17 protein-coding genes are annotated in these 14706 nt (G+C 73.7%); 8 read left to right on the top strand and 9 right to left on the bottom strand.

Features of this window, described 5'->3' with window-relative positions:
- Nucleotides 1–57: 57 nt before the first annotated feature.
- The 4 genes from J7523_RS10675 to J7523_RS10660 all read right to left on the bottom strand — a co-directional run bounded on the left by J7523_RS10675 (nucleotide 58) and on the right by J7523_RS10660 (nucleotide 3462).
- Nucleotides 58–729, bottom strand: coding sequence for a DUF6803 family protein (locus tag J7523_RS10675; RefSeq protein ID WP_291886023.1), 672 nt, complete (start codon nucleotides 727–729; stop codon nucleotides 58–60).
- Nucleotides 730–886: 157 nt separating this feature from the next.
- The gene (locus J7523_RS10670) at nucleotides 887–1510 is read right to left on the bottom strand and encodes a DUF305 domain-containing protein (RefSeq protein ID WP_291886020.1); all 624 of its coding nucleotides are present in this window, start codon (nucleotides 1508–1510) and stop codon (nucleotides 887–889) included.
- Nucleotides 1511–1609: 99 nt separating this feature from the next.
- On the bottom strand, nucleotides 1610–2743 hold the full coding sequence (locus tag J7523_RS10665; protein ID WP_291886017.1) for an ATP-binding protein: 1134 nt from the start codon (nucleotides 2741–2743) through the stop codon (nucleotides 1610–1612).
- Nucleotides 2740–3462, bottom strand: a complete 723-nt coding sequence (locus J7523_RS10660) for a response regulator transcription factor (RefSeq protein ID WP_291886014.1) — start codon at nucleotides 3460–3462, stop codon at nucleotides 2740–2742. The genes J7523_RS10665 and J7523_RS10660 overlap by 4 nt, the downstream gene beginning before the upstream one ends.
- A 138-nt stretch (nucleotides 3463–3600) precedes the next feature.
- Between J7523_RS10660 and J7523_RS10655 the strand changes: the two genes are divergently transcribed.
- The 5 genes from J7523_RS10655 to J7523_RS10635 all read left to right on the top strand — a co-directional run bounded on the left by J7523_RS10655 (nucleotide 3601) and on the right by J7523_RS10635 (nucleotide 8164).
- Nucleotides 3601–3999 carry a hypothetical protein gene (locus tag J7523_RS10655; RefSeq protein ID WP_291886011.1) on the top strand — a complete coding sequence of 133 codons (399 nt, stop codon included), beginning with the start codon at nucleotides 3601–3603 and terminating at the stop codon, nucleotides 3997–3999.
- 135 nt (nucleotides 4000–4134) lie between these two features.
- Complete coding sequence (locus J7523_RS10650; protein ID WP_291886007.1) at nucleotides 4135–5226, top strand: ABC transporter ATP-binding protein; 1092 nt, start codon at nucleotides 4135–4137, stop codon at nucleotides 5224–5226.
- A 36-nt stretch (nucleotides 5227–5262) separates the two neighbouring features.
- Nucleotides 5263–6465, top strand: a complete 1203-nt coding sequence (locus J7523_RS10645; RefSeq protein ID WP_291886004.1) for an extracellular solute-binding protein — start codon at nucleotides 5263–5265, stop codon at nucleotides 6463–6465.
- Nucleotides 6462–7361, top strand: a complete 900-nt coding sequence (locus J7523_RS10640; RefSeq protein ID WP_291886002.1) for an ABC transporter permease — start codon at nucleotides 6462–6464, stop codon at nucleotides 7359–7361. The genes J7523_RS10645 and J7523_RS10640 overlap by 4 nt, the downstream gene beginning before the upstream one ends.
- A complete protein-coding gene (locus J7523_RS10635) occupies nucleotides 7358–8164 on the top strand; it encodes an ABC transporter permease (protein WP_291885999.1) in 807 nt (268 codons plus the stop codon). The genes J7523_RS10640 and J7523_RS10635 overlap by 4 nt, the downstream gene beginning before the upstream one ends.
- Here J7523_RS10635 and J7523_RS10630 read toward each other — a convergent pair.
- The 4 genes from J7523_RS10630 to J7523_RS10615 all read right to left on the bottom strand — a co-directional run bounded on the left by J7523_RS10630 (nucleotide 8161) and on the right by J7523_RS10615 (nucleotide 11018).
- Nucleotides 8161–8910 carry a copper homeostasis protein CutC gene (locus J7523_RS10630; protein ID WP_291885996.1) on the bottom strand — a complete coding sequence of 250 codons (750 nt, stop codon included), beginning with the start codon at nucleotides 8908–8910 and terminating at the stop codon, nucleotides 8161–8163. The two genes, J7523_RS10635 and J7523_RS10630, sit on opposite strands and share 4 nt — an antisense overlap.
- Nucleotides 8911–9057: 147 nt before the next feature.
- On the bottom strand, nucleotides 9058–9414 hold the full coding sequence (locus tag J7523_RS10625) for a hypothetical protein (protein ID WP_291885993.1): 357 nt from the start codon (nucleotides 9412–9414) through the stop codon (nucleotides 9058–9060).
- A gap of 231 nt (nucleotides 9415–9645) precedes the next feature.
- The gene (locus J7523_RS10620; RefSeq protein ID WP_291885990.1) at nucleotides 9646–10275 is read right to left on the bottom strand and encodes a VanZ family protein; all 630 of its coding nucleotides are present in this window, start codon (nucleotides 10273–10275) and stop codon (nucleotides 9646–9648) included.
- Between the two features lie 56 nt (nucleotides 10276–10331).
- Entirely contained in the window at nucleotides 10332–11018 is a 687-nt protein-coding gene (locus J7523_RS10615) for a M15 family metallopeptidase (RefSeq protein ID WP_291885987.1), read from the bottom strand.
- Nucleotides 11019–11106: 88 nt separating this feature from the next.
- Here J7523_RS10615 and J7523_RS10610 point away from each other — a divergent pair, with 88 nt between their 5' ends.
- The 3 genes from J7523_RS10610 to J7523_RS10600 are packed head-to-tail and all read left to right on the top strand — an operon-like array spanning nucleotide 11107 to nucleotide 13824.
- Complete coding sequence (locus J7523_RS10610; RefSeq protein WP_291885984.1) at nucleotides 11107–11796, top strand: response regulator transcription factor; 690 nt, start codon at nucleotides 11107–11109, stop codon at nucleotides 11794–11796.
- The gene (locus J7523_RS10605; RefSeq protein ID WP_291885981.1) at nucleotides 11789–12907 is read left to right on the top strand and encodes a HAMP domain-containing sensor histidine kinase; all 1119 of its coding nucleotides are present in this window, start codon (nucleotides 11789–11791) and stop codon (nucleotides 12905–12907) included. Before J7523_RS10610 ends, J7523_RS10605 begins: the two co-directional genes overlap by 8 nt.
- Complete coding sequence (locus J7523_RS10600) at nucleotides 12904–13824, top strand: endo alpha-1,4 polygalactosaminidase (protein ID WP_291885978.1); 921 nt, start codon at nucleotides 12904–12906, stop codon at nucleotides 13822–13824. Before J7523_RS10605 ends, J7523_RS10600 begins: the two co-directional genes overlap by 4 nt.
- Here the strand turns inward: J7523_RS10600 and J7523_RS10595 are convergent.
- Nucleotides 13746–14639, bottom strand: a complete 894-nt coding sequence (locus J7523_RS10595) for a hypothetical protein (RefSeq protein WP_291885975.1) — start codon at nucleotides 14637–14639, stop codon at nucleotides 13746–13748. The two genes, J7523_RS10600 and J7523_RS10595, sit on opposite strands and share 79 nt — an antisense overlap.
- Nucleotides 14640–14706 lie beyond the last annotated feature (67 nt).

Below are 14706 nucleotides of genomic sequence, written 5' to 3'. Positions count from 1 at the left end.
TCGAGCGGGCTGCATCGGCACGCGCCGGTGCAGCCCGCTCGGCGGTCGGGCACCAGGTCAGTGGGTCATGCCGGCCATCTGCGTGCCGTCGTCCATGACGTGCGTCGGCTGCCACCCCAGGACGGTCGGGTCGAGCATCCCGGCGATCATCGCGACGTGCGCGACGACGAGGAACATCCCGACGAACGTCGCGTGGACCTTCAGCCGGTGCTGCGCGTCCCAGCCGGCGCCGAGGACCCGGGTCTCGAGCAGCGACATCCCGTACAGCGGCACGACGCCGAGCAGGTAGAACCCGACCGCGATCACGTCCGCCGGGCCACGCCAGCCGCCGTCGAGCGTCAGCGGCACGACGGCCTGCTTCAGCAGGTACACGACGACACCGAGGAAGTAGAAGCCGGCGACCAGCCCGGCGTACCGGTTGAGCGCGCGCACGGTGCGTCCGGCCCGCTGGGGGCTGAACAGCACGACCAGCTCGGTGACGGCGATCGTCTCGGCGAGGACCACGGGCACGGCCATGAACAGCAGCAGGTTCCACGGCTGGTTCGCGGCGAGCAGGCCCATGTAGTGCGTCGATCCCATGTCCGGACCGGCCGGCCAGGCGGGCAGCAGCAGGGCGACGACCGCGATCGCGACGCTCACGGCCACGACGACCGCGATCCGCACCTCCCGTCGCAGACCTGGACGCGCGGTGACGGGCCCGGCCGTCGGGCTGGGGGCGGTGGCAACCATCGAGACTCTCCTTCGGTGACCGTCGCCGGACGTCCCGGCGCGACCGCCAGCGTGGCGGCCACCGGTGCAGGCACGGCTCGCGTTCCATGAAGGATCGATGAACCCGCGGTCCCGCCGGGTCGTGAGCCGGGTGCGCCGGGACGAACGTCCCGCCGGCTCACCTGCCGTCGGAGGCCGCGAGCATGCGCTCCATCTCGTCGATCTCGCCCGTCTGGTCGGTGATCACCTTCCGGGCGAGCGCGACCGCGTCGGGGTCCCGTCCGTGCTCGACCTCGGTCCGCGCCATCGTGACCGCACCCCGGTGGTGCACGATCATCAGCTCGAGGAACAGCCGGTCGAAGTCGGCGCCGGACGCGTCCTCGAGCCCGCTCATGTCGGCCATGGAGGCCATGCCGCCCACACCGTCCATCGCCATGTCCCCGTGGTCCATGCCCGGCATCGCCCCGTCGTCGTCGAGCGGCGGTTCGCCCCACTCCTGCAGCCAGCCCGTCATGGTGTCGATCTCGGGCTGCTGCGCCGCCTCGATGCGGGCGGCGAGGTCCGCGACGTCCTGGCTCCCGGCACGCCCCGGGGCGAGCGCTGCCATGTCGACGGCGCCCTGGTGGTGGACGATCATCATCTGCGCGAACGTGACGTCGGCCTCGCTCGCTCGCGCGGCCGAGACGGCAGCGGAGGAGCCCGCCGGGGCGTCGGGGGCGGTACCGGCGCATGCCGCGACGGTCCAGCCCACCGCGACGGCGGTGACGACGAGGGCGGCTGCTCGGGGACGGGCGCTGGTCACGGATCTCACTCCTGCGGTCGGGCGGCGGGCCGCCACGGACGGCAGCCCGCGTCACCACCACTGTGCGAGCCGCATGCCGAAGGTCTCGCTCACAGACCGTCAAGATCCGATGAAGCCCGGCTCCGCGGGAGCGGGCAGGTCGACGGCGAACGTCGACCCTCGGCCCGGCCCGGCGCTGCGCGCCGAGACGCTCCCGCCGTGCGCCTGGACGAGGGCCTTGGCGATGGCCAGTCCGATCCCGGACCCGCCGTGCGCCCGGTCCCGCGCGGTGTCGGCGCGGTAGAACCGCTCGAAGACGTACGGCAGATGCTCCTCGTCGATACCTTCGCCCGTGTCGTCGACGCTCAGCCGGACACCTGCGGCGGACCGCTCGGCGCTCACCGTGACGGTGCCGCCGGCGGGCGTGTGCCGGATCGCGTTGTCCAGCAGGTTGGCGAGGACCTGGCCGATGCGGTCCACGTCGACCTCCAGCACCGGCAGCTGCGTGGCGACGCGCCGGACGAGCGCGATCCCCGCGTCGTCCGCGCGGGCACGGACGGCTGACACGGCGGTGTCGACCAGCAGCCTCGGCGCGACGCGCCGGCGGTCGAGCACCAGGGTGCCGCTCTCGACCTGGGTGACGGCGGAGAGGTCGGTGGCGAGCCGGGTCAGGCGTGAGGTCTGCGCGCGCAGCACCTCGACCGCCTCGGGCGTCAGGTCCTGCACGCCGTCCTCGAGGGCGTCGACGTACGCGACGATCGTGGCGACGGGCGTCCGCAGCTCGTGGGCGACGTCGGCCATGAGCCGCCGGCGCAGCTCCTGGTCGTGGTCGAGCCGGCCGGCCATGGCGTTGAACGCGTCGGCGAGGTCGTCGAACTCGGTCCCCATGCCCGGGTCGTCGAGCCGGACGTCGAACCGTCCCGACGCCACCTGCCCCGCCGCCGCCGACAGCGTGCCCAGCGACGCCCCGATCCGGCGGGCCAGCAGGGTGCTCGCCACGAGCGCCGTGAGCACCGCGGCGGCCAGCGCGACCGCGATCGTGACCGCGCTCGCCGACGCGAAGGCCTGCTCGGCGTGCTGCATCATGCCGCCCGGTCCACGCTCGGCGTCGAGCATGTGCCGGTGGAACAGGGTCGGCCCGAGCGCGGAGGCGACGAGCCACCCGGCCAGCGCCGCCACGGCGAGCACGAGCGTCATCGCGACGAGGAGCCGGGCAGCGATGCCCGTGCGGCTGCGCGGGCGGACGTCGGTCACCCGCCTGTGCCCATCCGGTAGCCGACCCCGCGCACGGTCCGCACGAACCGTTGCTCGGCGGGGCTGTCGCCGAGCTTGCGGCGCACGTGCAGCAGGTGGACGTCGACGAGGTGGTCGTCGCCGACCCAGTCGTCGCCCCAGACGGCGTTGATGAGCGCTCGGCGGGAGAACACGCGGTGCGGGGCCCCGGCGAGCGTCGCGAGCAGGTCGAACTCGGTGCGCGTCAGGCTCACCTCCTGGTCGCCGAGCCACACCTCGCGGCCGACGGGATCGACCCGGAGCGGCCCGAAGACCAGCGCCTCGGCCTGCGCCGGCACGGCCGCGTCGTCCCGGGTACGGCGCGGGCGGCGCATCAGCGCGGACACCCGGGCGACCAGCTCGCGCGGCCGGAACGGCTTCGTCATGTAGTCGTCCGCGCCGACCGACAGCCCGATGAGGGTGTCCACCTCGTCGGCGCGCGCCGTGAGCATGACGACGTACGCGTCGGAGAACGTCCGCACCTGCCGGCACACCTCGATGCCGTCGAGCCCCGGCAGCCCCAGGTCCAGGACGACGACCTCCGGGTCGCGCTCCCGGGCGGTGCGCACCGCGCTGACCCCGTCGAGCTCGACGTCGACCTCGAAGCCCTCACGTTCGAGGTAGCCCGCGACGAGCCGCGCGAGGGGCTGCTCGTCGTCCACCACGAGCGCCCGCCGCGCCGGTCGGACCACGTTCTCCATGCGGCCAGTGTCGCTGCCCGTGCCGCCCGTGAGCACCGGCGGGGGCCGGGCGCCGCGGGTCTTCATCGAATCTTGAGCGAACCGTGACCCGCAGCGAGCGATGCGGAGGGTCGGCGACCCGCGGGGTACGGTCTGCCGGTGCCCACCGACCCCACGTGCTCGTCGCCTCGACGCGCCCGCCCCGGCGTGACGGCGTGCAGCCTTTGCGTCGGCGAGACGTTGGGGGAGCGCGACCCGCTCGCGGGCGGCCAGCTCACACGGCTGCAGGACCTCGCGGGTCGTGGGGTTGCCGACCTGCAGCTGTCCGAGTGCCTCGACGAGTGCGAGCGCGGCGACGTCGTCGTCGCCCGTCCGAGCCCGGAGGGCCGGCGCCTCGCCGGTCGGCCGGTGTGGTTCGAGCGGCTCGCCGGGGACGCACTGACGCACGACCTCGCCGACTGGCTCGCGGGCGGCGGGCCGGGCGTCCTGCCGCCCCCGGAGAGCCTGGTGCCGCTCCAGATCGACCGGACCCAGCGCGGCGCCGACGTTCCCGACTGAGGTCCCACATGTTCCGTACCGCAACCGATTCGTGATGCCGAGTCGTCCCATTTCGACGGATCAGGACTAGATTCCGACCATCGGCTGCGGATATCCGCGGTCGAAGCCCGTGCCAGCCACGGAAGGGCTGCAGACATGGTCGGCGCGCACGATCAGGACGGCGAGACGTTCGCGGTGCGCCTGCGCGGGCTGCGCAAGGAGTTCGGGGACGTCGTCGCGGTCGACGGCGTCGACCTGGACGTGCGGGACGGCGAGTTCCTCACGCTGCTGGGCCCGTCGGGGTCGGGCAAGACGACGGTGCTGCGGATGGTCGCAGGCTTCGAGCTGCCGACCGCGGGCACGGTGGAGCTCGGCGGTGTGGACGTCACGCGGCGCGCTCCGTTCGAGCGGGACGTCAACACGGTGTTCCAGGACTACGCGCTGTTCCCGCACATGACCGTGCTCGACAACGTCGCGTACGGGCTGCGTGTGAAGCGGGTCGGCCGGCGCGAGCGCACCCGGCGCGCCGAGGAGGCCCTGGCCGGCGTGCGGCTCGCCGGGTTCGGGCCGCGCACGCCGTCGCAGCTCTCGGGCGGGCAGCGGCAGCGCGTCGCGCTCGCACGAGCGCTCGTCAACCGCCCGCGCGTCCTGCTGCTCGACGAGCCGCTCGGCGCCCTCGACCTCAAGCTCCGCGAGCAGATGCAGGTCGAGCTCAAGGCCATCCAGCGGCAGGTCGGCATCACGTTCGTGTTCGTCACGCACGACCAGGAGGAGGCGCTGACGATGTCCGACCGCATCGCCGTCTTCGCCGGCGGGCGGATCGAGCAGGTCGGGACGCCCGCCGACGTGTACGAGCGACCCGCGACGCCGTTCGTGGCCGGGTTCGTCGGCACGTCGAACCTGCTCGCCGGGGAGGCTGCGCGTCAGGTCGTCGGCCGGGACGGGACGTGGTCCGTGCGGCCCGAGAAGATCCGCATCGAGCGCGACGACGACGGCGCGGACGGCGCGCACGGCGCCCGCGGGACGGTGCGCGAGGTGGTCTACGTCGGGTCGGCGACGCGGTTCGTCGTCGACCTCGACGTCGGCAGCACCCTCGTCGCCCTCCAGCAGAACCTCCAGACCTCCTCGATGGACGTCCAGGGCCTGCGCGGTGCGCGCGTGCGGCTCGTGTGGCGGCCCGAGCACGAGTTCCGGGTGGCCGACCAGGCGACCGACCCGGCTGTGGCGGTACCCGACCCGGTGCCGTGACGACCCAGCTCGAAGCCGATGACGAAGGAGTCGACGATGGCGCACCACCGCAGCAGGCTCGTGGCCGTCGGGGCGATCGCGGTGCTCGCCCTGTCCGCGTGCGGGACGTCCGACGGGGGCGGCGAGGGCGGGGGGAGCGCCGCGCCGCCGACGATGCAGGCGCTCGACACGATCGGCGAGGGGGAGGGCGAGGTCAACATCCTCGCGTGGGCCGGGTACGCCGAGGACGGCAGCACCGACCCGGCGGTCGACTGGGTCACGCCGTTCGAGCAGAAGACCGGATGCCAGGCGAACGTGCAGGTCGCGGACACGTCCGACTCGATGTTCGAGAAGATGGGCACCGGTGACTTCGACGTCGTGTCCGCCTCGGGCGACTCGTCGTTGCGCATGATCTACGCGGGCAAGGTGGCGCCCGTGAACACCGACCTGTTCACGAGCTACGCGGACGTCCCGGACTTCCAGAAGATGCAGGCCTGGAACTCGGTCGACGGCGTCGCGTACGGGATGCCGCACGGCTGGGGCGCGCAGCTCATGGCGTACCGGTCCGACGTCGTGACGCCCGCGCCGACGTCGTGGGACGTCGTGTTCGGCGCCGACTCGCCGTACTCCGGGAAGATCACCGACTACGACTCGCCGACCGACGGCATCGCCGCTGCCGCCGTCTACCTCATGGCGACTCAGCCGGACCTCGGCATCGAGAACCCGTACGCGCTCGACCAGGACCAGTTCGACGCGGCCGTCGAGCTGCTGAAGTCGCAGCAGCCGCACGTGGGCAGCTACTGGGCGAGCTACACCGACGCGCAGAAGGCGCTCGAGAACGGCAGCACGGTGGTCGGCTCGACGTGGCAGATCATCGTCAACCTCGCGCAGGCCGACGCCGCACCCGTCGAGTCCGTGCTGCCCGACGAGGGCGCCACGGGCTGGGCCGACACGTGGATGGTCGACGCGAAGTCGCCGCACCCGAGCTGCGCGTACGAGTGGATCAACTGGGTCACCAGCCCCGAGGTCCAGGCGCAGGTCGCGGAGTGGTTCGGCGAGGCCCCGGCCAACACGCAGGCGTGCGCGCTGACCACCGAGCCGACGCACTGCGACACGTTCCACGCCGACGACCAGGCCTACTTCGACAAGATCTGGTTCTGGACGACCCCGCAGTCCGCATGCCTGGACGGCCGCACCGACGTGAAGTGCGTGCCGTACGCCGAGTGGGGCAAGGCGTGGAGCGAGGTCAAGAACGGGTGACGGGCGTCCTCGAGCGCGTCGAGCAGCCGGCGTCCGCACGACGCCGGCTCTCGGCCGCGCTGTTCCGTCGTCCCCGCGTGCGGCTCGCCGGGCTGCTGACGCTGCCCGCGACGTGGCTCGTGCTCGTCTACCTGTCGGCGCTGCTGTCGCTGCTGGTCACGGCGTTCTTCACGGTCGACGAGTTCACCGGCGCGGTCGTCCGCGAGCTGACCCTCGACAACGTCCGCGAGGTGCTCACCACCCCGGCCTACGTCGGCGCGGCGGTGCGCACCGTCGCGATCGCCGTCACGGTGACGGTGCTGTGCGTGCTGCTCGGGTTCCCGATGGCGTTCTTCATGGCGAAGGTCGCACCCGCACGCGCACGCACGCTGCTCGTCGCGCTCGTCGTGACGCCGCTGTGGGCGTCGTACCTCGTGAAGGTCTACGCGTGGCAGGCGATGGTGCAGCCCGAGACGGGTCTCATCGCGTGGGCGCTGCGACCGTTCGGGCTGTCCGGCCCGGGGTTCGGCGTCACGGCGACCGTGCTCACACTCACGTACCTGTGGCTGCCGTACATGGTGCTGCCCGTGTACGCGGGCCTCGAGCGCATGCCGGACTCGCTGCTCGACGCGTCCGGTGACCTCGGCGCCCGCCCGGCCCGGACCGTCCGGAGCGTCGTCGTGCCGCTGATCTGGCCGTCGATCGTCGCCGGCTCGGTGTTCACGTTCTCGCTCAGCCTCGGCGACTACATCACCGTGCAGATCGTCGGCGGGCGGACGCAGATGATCGGCAACATCGTCTACCAGACGTACACGAGCAACCTGCCGTTCGCGGCAGCGATCGCGCTCATCCCCGTGGCGATCATGGTCGTGTACCTCTCGCTCGTGCGGCGCACCGGCGCCCTGGACACGCTGTGAGGGGCTCGCGGCGGGCCCGCTGGACGTTCGGCGCGATGATGGCGCTCGGCCTCGCGTTCGTCTACGTGCCGCTCGTCGTCATCGTCATCAACTCGTTCAACGCGAGCACCGTGTTCGCGTGGCCGCCGAAGGACCTGACGACGAAGTGGTGGGTCGAGACTGCCGGCAACCCGAGCGTGCGGCACGCCGTGCTCACGTCCGTCGAGGTCGCCGTCGTCGCGACTGCCGTCGCGCTCGTGCTCGGCACGCTGCTCGCGTTCGCGCTCGCCCGGTACCGGTTCTTCGGCCTGCAGGCGATGTCGCTGCTCGTCGTGCTGCCCATCGCGTTGCCCGGCATCGTCACCGCGCTCGCGTTCCGCACGGGGTTCCGCACGTTCCTCGGCCTCGAGCTGTCCCTCTGGACCGTCGCGATCGCGCACGCGACGTTCTGCGTCGTCATCGTGCACAACAACGCCGTCGCGCGGCTGCGGCGCACCGGGCTCGCGCCCGAGGAGGCGTCGATGGACCTCGGCGCCGACGGGTTCACCACGTTCCGGCTCGTCACGTTCCCGCTGCTGCGCGGTGCGATGCTCGCGGGCGCGCTGCTCGCCTTCGGGCTCTCGTTCGACGAGATCGTCGTGACGTTGTTCACCGCGCCGCCGGGCGTCACGACGCTGCCGATCTGGATCTTCCAGAACCTCCAACGACCCAACCAGGCGCCGACCGTCAACGTGGTCGCCGCGGTGCTCGTGCTGATCTCGGTCGTCCCGATCTACCTGAGCCAGCGCGTCGCGGGCGAGTCGACGGCGGGTGGGCGGATCTAGGCGCGACGACGCGCGCCCCCGGTCTCGAACGCATCCACGGCGGCACGCAGCGCACGGACCCGCTCGACGTCGGTGATCTCGCGGATCGACGCCCCGGCGTCCGCGGCGCTGCCGAGACGGACGGCCTGCACCTCCTGGACGGCGCGCTTGGCCGACGCGTGCACCGCGTGCACGCCCGTGGCCAGCAGGGGTCCGACGTTCTCGGCCGTGACCCCCGCGCCGGCCATGACCTGGATCCGGCCGGACGACAGCGCGACGAGCCGGGCGAGCTCGTCCTGCGCATCGGCCGCCTGCGAGGCGCCGCCCGACGTGAGGATGCGGTCCACCCCGAGGCCGACGAGCAGCTCGAGTGCCGCTTCCCGGTCGGTGACCGTGTCGAACGCCCGGTGGAACGTGACCTCGCCGTCCGCCACGAGGCCGCGCACCGACTCGACGAGGGCCGGGTCGACCTCGCCGTCGCGGACGGCGCCGACGACGACCCCGCGGGCGCCCGCGTCGAGCGCGCGCCGGACGTCGTCGAGGAGCACGGCCTGCTCGGCGGGCGTGTAGTCGAAGCCGCCGTCCCGCGGGCGGACGAGCACGTGCACCGGGATCCCGGAGGCGACGGCGGCCGCCGTGAGCGCGGGCGAGGGGGTGAGGCCGCCCAGCGCGAGCGCCGCGGCGAGCTCGAGGCGGTCGGCACCGCCGGCGACGGCGGCGGCGACGCCCTCGGGGTCCTGGACCGCGATCTCGAGCTCGACCTTCACGGGACCCACTCTCGACAGGCCCGCACGGGGCGGGCGTCCGGCGCCGCCCACGACGGCGGCGATCGGACGATAGTCGATCCCGCACGCCGAGCACTGCCGCTCCAGGTCCCGACCGCCGCTTCTTCACGGTCGGGGAGTGGTGAGCGCTCAGAGGTGGCCGGGCGTGCAGCCGGGCGTGTAGTAGCCGGTCACGGGGGCGGCACGGCTGGTCGAGCGGTTGCCGGCGAGGTCGACGGCCTGGACCTCGACCGTGTTCGGCCCGGGCTGCAGCAGGTGCAGGACCGCCCACATGCCGTCGTAGCCGCGGTCGCTGAGCGCACCGATGTCCACGCCGTTGTCGAGGACCCGGTAGACGATCTGGTCCTGCGGCGTGACGTTGTCGGTCACCTTGGGGACGCCGACGATGAGCATGAGGCACTGGAACCCCTGGGCGTACCCGTAGAGCGGGGTGCTCGGGGGAGTGGTGTCGGTGGCTGCGCTCGCCGGGGGCGATGCGGCGAGCACGGCTGTCAGGGCTGCCGCCGTCGCGACGGCCGCCTTCCGGAGGGTGCGTGCGCGAGACGTCCTGGTCTCCCTTCTATCTGATGATTCGTTCGACGTTAGACCTCTGGTCCCGGTCGGCAACTCGGTCCCGCGCCGGCTGTCGCGCACGTGAGGACGGGAGAGCTGGCGTCGGGCGCGGCGCACGACGAGCCGGGGCACGACGAGCCGACGCACGACGAGCCGGCGCATGCGTCAGCCGCGCGGCCCCGGCGTCGGCAGCTCCCCGGACCGCGGCACGTGGACGTCGCGCATCCCACCACCCGGCGGCTGGTACCGCAGGGGAGAGGCGGCGACGGCGGCCGCCGCCAGCAGGGCCAGCACGGTGCCGACCGCGCACGCCTGCACCAGGACTGTCGTGGTCCGCGCGCCGAGCCGCCCGCGGACCAGTGCGACGACCGCGAGACCCACCACCCCTCCCGCGGTGTTGGCGACCACGTCCGTGAGGTCGGTGCTCCCGACAGCCAGCACGTACTGGGTGACCTCGAGGCCGAGGCTCGTCGCGGCGACCACAGCCGCCGTCCGCCACCACCGCCACACGGGAGCCAGCAGGCCGAGGTAGACGCCGAACGGCACGAAGAGCAGCACGTTCGCGACCACCTCGGGGGGCTGGCTCGCACCGGCCCGCGCGGTCGCGACGAACGGGACGAGCTTGACGGTGCGCCGCCAGCTCCCGCCGACCCACGGCACCTCGAGCTTCCACAGGACGAGCCAGACGAGCAGTCCGAGGTACGCGACGAACAGCGCGGCCAGGACGGTGCGCCTCGTGTCGCGGCCGTGGTCGGTCGCCGGCCTCGACGTCGGGGTGGGGGTCGCGGTCGCCATGCGGTGCTGCTCCTGTGCTGTCGCCGCCAGAGGTGCGGCCGGGTCGGTCGCGCGGCTCACCGTGCCATCCGCGGGTCGTGCGTCGGGTCGGCGTACGTCGCCGGGCAGCCGTGGTCGACCGCGTCGGGTCGGAGCTCGTAGTGCCACGGCTCGTTGGCGTACACCTGGCACAGCCCGAAGCGGGCGCCGTGCTCGGCCAGCCACGACGTCGCGCTCGTGCGTCCGACGTCGATCGCGTCGCCCGTCACGTGGGCGGACGTCTGTGCCGTGGCGACCCAGCGGGAGGCCTCGGCCGCCGAGCCGTACTGCACGACCGCGTCGCGCAGCAGCCGGTCCTGGTAGGCGGCCGAGCGCCAGCCGCTGTTGACGTAGATCGTGACCCCGTCCCCGGCCGCGTCGTCCGCGGCGACGCGTAGCGCGTGGAGCAGGTCCGGGTCGAGGTTGGTCACGGCCGGGACGTCGTCGAACACCGTGGTGCCGTCGACGACGCCGCCGTCCGCCTCGGTCGCGGCGCCGCCGCCGGCCTCGGTCGCGGCATCGTCGCCTGCGCCTTCGACGGGCGGCGGAGCGTCGGTCAACCCCGGGGCGACGTCGGCGGCCTGCTCGGTCGCGACCGGCGTCGGCGCCACGACCGGGGGCGACGCGAGGGACGGCGGGTTGCCGACGAGGCCGGTGACGGCGGCGACGGCCCCGACGGCGGCGGTCGTCAGGAGCACGAGGACGGTCGGTCGAGCACGGTGCATGGCCCCATCCCACGCTCGCCCGTGTTGCCACCGCGTATGCACTTCTCGATACGCCCGCGATATGCGGGCCGCTCGTAGCATCGGGGACGTGCGAGTGCTGATCGTCGAGGACGAGCCCCTGCTGGCCGAGGCCGTCCGCGACGGGCTGCGCCTCGAGGCGATCGCCGCGGACGTCGCGGGCGACGGCCACACCGCGCTCGAGCTGTTGAGCGTCAACGCGTACGACATCGCCGTCCTCGACCGCGACATCCCCGGGCCGTCGGGCGACGAGGTCGCGGCACGCATCGTCGCGTCGGGCAGCGGCATGCCGATCCTCATGCTCACGGCCGCCGACCGGCTCGACGACAAGGCGTCGGGCTTCGAGCTGGGAGCCGACGACTACCTCACCAAGCCCTTCGAGCTCCGCGAGCTCGTGCTGCGCCTGCGGGCGCTCGACCGCCGCCGCGCCCACCACCGGCCGCCCGTGCGCGAGCTCGCCGGCCTGCGGGTCGACCCGTTCCGCCGGGAGGTGTACCGCGACGGCCGCTACGTCGCGCTCACCCGCAAGCAGTTCGCGGTGCTCGACGTGCTGGTCGCGGCGGACGGCGGCGTCGTGAGCGCCGAGGAGCTCCTGGAACGGGCGTGGGACGAGAACGCCGACCCGTTCACGAACGCTGTGCGGATCACCGTCTCGGCCCTGCGCAAGCGGCTCGGCGAGCCGTGGCTGATCGCGACGGTACCCGGCGTCGGCTACCGGATCGACGCGGGCACCGGCGCCGGGACCGACGCGCGTGGATAGGCCGCCCGGGCCGAGCGTCCGGCTCAAGCTGACCCTCAGCTACGCCGGGTTCCTCATGGTCGCGGGGCTCCTGCTCATCGCGGTCGTCTGGGTGTTCCTGCTGCGGTACGTGCCCGAGCGGGTCGGCACGATCGTCCAGGCGCCGGGTGGGGGCATGCCGGGGCTCTTCGTCCCCGGCCGGAACGACCTGTGGCGTGCGTTCGCCCCGAAGGCTGCCCTCGCGATGGGCTTCCTGCTCGTGTTCGGGCTGGTCGGCGGCTGGCTCCTCGCGGGCCGGATGCTCGCACCGCTCGACCGGATCACGCGTGCGACCCGCATCGCCGCGACCGGGTCGCTCGGCCACCGCATCGGCCTGTCCGGCCGTCGGGACGAGTTCCGCGAGCTCGCCGACGCGTTCGACGCGATGCTCGCGCGGCTCGAGGCGCACGTCGCCGAGCAGCAGCGGTTCGCCGCGAACGCCTCCCACGAGCTGCGGACGCCGCTGGCGATCTCGCAGGCGCTCCTCGACGTCGCCCAGCACGACCCGCAGCACGACTCGGCTGAGCTGCTCGCGCGTCTGCGCGCCGTCAACACCCGGGCGATCGACCTCACCGAGGCGCTGCTGCTGCTCAGCAGGGCCGACCAGCGGTCGTTCGTCTGGGAGCACGTCGACCTGTCCCTGCTCGCGGAGGAGGCCACCGAGACGCTCCTGCCGCTCGCCGAGAAGCGGGGCATCACCCTCGAGACCACCGGCGACGTGACACCCGCCGCGGGGTCTCCCGCGCTGCTGCTGCAGCTCACGACGAACCTCGTGCACAACGCGATCGTGCACAACCTGCCCGAGGGCGGCAGCGTGCGCGTCACGACCACGCTCCGCCCGGCCGACGCCGTCCTCACCGTGGAGAACACGGGCGAGCAGCTCGCGCCCGGACGCGTCTCCACGCTCACCGAGCCGTTCCAGCGGGGCTCGGGACGCGCTCGCGACGACCACGCGGGCGTCGGTCTCGGCCTGGCCATCGTCACGAGCATCGCCCGTGCGCACGGCGGGAGCCTCACGCTGACGCCGCGGGCGGAGGGCGGGCTGCGCGTCACCGTCCACCTGCCGACAGAGCCGCCGCCGGTGATCTCGTGACCGGCTCGACGGGCCGGGCCGGCCGGGCCGGCGCGCGCCTGGCCGCGCTGATCGTCGTCCTCGCGACGACCGCGGCCTGCACGGGGCCCGCCGGAGCGGGCACCGCCGACGCGCCGTCCGGCACACCCTCGCCGGTCGCGACCTCGGCCGGGCCGCCGGAGCCTCCGCTGGCGGCGCCGAGCGCACCGGATCGACGGGCCCTGCCCCCGGGCGGGGTCGTCGTCGACTACCAGCTCGGCGGTGGCTACCGACCGGCCCCCGGGATCGGGGGCGTCGTGCGGGACGTGACCGACGTGCCGGAACCGGGCATGTGGTCGGGCTGCTACGTCAACGGGTTCCAGACCCAGCCCGGCGAGCGCGACACCTGGCTGACCGAGCACCCGGACCTCCTGCTGAGCGACGACGCGGGCGCGCCTGTGGCCGACCCCGGCTGGCCTGACGAGCTGCTGCTCGACACGTCGACCGCGCACAAGCGCGCGGCGATCACCGAGGTCGTCGGTGCTCAGGTCAGGGCGTGCGCCGCGCGCGGGTTCGATGCGGTGGAGCTCGACAACCTCGACTCCTGGACGCGGTCCGGGGGCCGCCTGACGGCCAACGACGCGCTGGACCTCGCGGCCCGGCTCGTCGCCGTCGGGCACGCGGCCGGTCTCGCGGTCGGTCAGAAGAACGCCGCCGAGCTGGGCGCGCGGGGGCGCGACGAGGCGGGCTACGACTTCGCGGTGGCGGAGGAGTGCGCGCAGTACGACGAGTGCGGCGCGTACACCGACGTGTACGGCGCGGCGGTGATCGACGTCGAGTACGAGCCCGACGGCTGGGCGGCCGCGTGCGCCGACCCGGCTCAGCCCGTCTCGACGGTGCTGCGCGACCGCGAGCTGGGCACGCCCGACGACGACGGGTACGTGCTCGAGACGTGCTGAGCGCGGTGACGCGCCACGCCGGCCAGCAGGTCGGCGACCTGCACGCGCGGATCGGCGCGGGAGTCGACCTGCACGAACGAGCGCAACGGCGGCGGTGCAGGGGCGACGGCGTCGCCGAGGAACGCCCCGAGCCGCGCCACCCGGCCGGGCGTCAGAGCGCTCTGCTCGTCGTGCACCACGGCGACCGTCCGCGTCCCGGCGCTCCACCGCAGGACGGTCTCCGCGAGCGCGGGCACGAGCGGCTCCAGGGGTGGCGGGTAGGCGGGGTCGCCGTCGACGAGGCGGGCCACGACGGTCTCGACCCGGTCCCGGCGCACGTCGTCCAGGGCCGGCTCGTCGGTCGGCACCGCCGCCAGGAACCTGCCGATGGCGCCCTGGTCGACGGGTCGGCGCCTCGTCGTCCGGACGAGCGCGACGAATGCAGCGAGGAGGGCGCTCCGTGTGCGCAGCGCACGGACGGCCCCGTCGTGGTCGCTGCCCAGGCGCGTGCCCGCGGCGTACGACGGCTCCTCGGTGAACAGCTCCAGGACACGCGCGGCGACGAACGAGGGCTTGTCGACGACGACGACCTCCGCGCGCCCGGTGAGCGCGTCGAGGAACCACGCGAGCAACGCGCCGTGCTCGGGACGCAGGAGCCGACCGGACCGGTGTTCGGCCCAGCCGCCGAGGCGGGACCCCAGCACGGCGACCAGCTCACCGGCCTCCGCCCGGGTCAGGTCGACGCTGGCGTGGGTGAGCACAGGCGAGGTCGGGTCCAGCAGGTTCGTCCCGGAGAACCCCGACTCGTCGCAGGCGATCTCCACCGCAGCGGGCATGCGAGCCATGCTCATCCGGCGCTCGCCGGTCCACCAGCGATATTGCGCTCCCGGGCCCGGTCAGCCG

It is taken from the genome of Cellulomonas sp., assembly GCF_017744555.1.
Taxonomy (GTDB): domain Bacteria; phylum Actinomycetota; class Actinomycetes; order Actinomycetales; family Cellulomonadaceae; genus Cellulomonas.
This window is presented reverse-complemented; position numbering and strand designations above follow the sequence as displayed.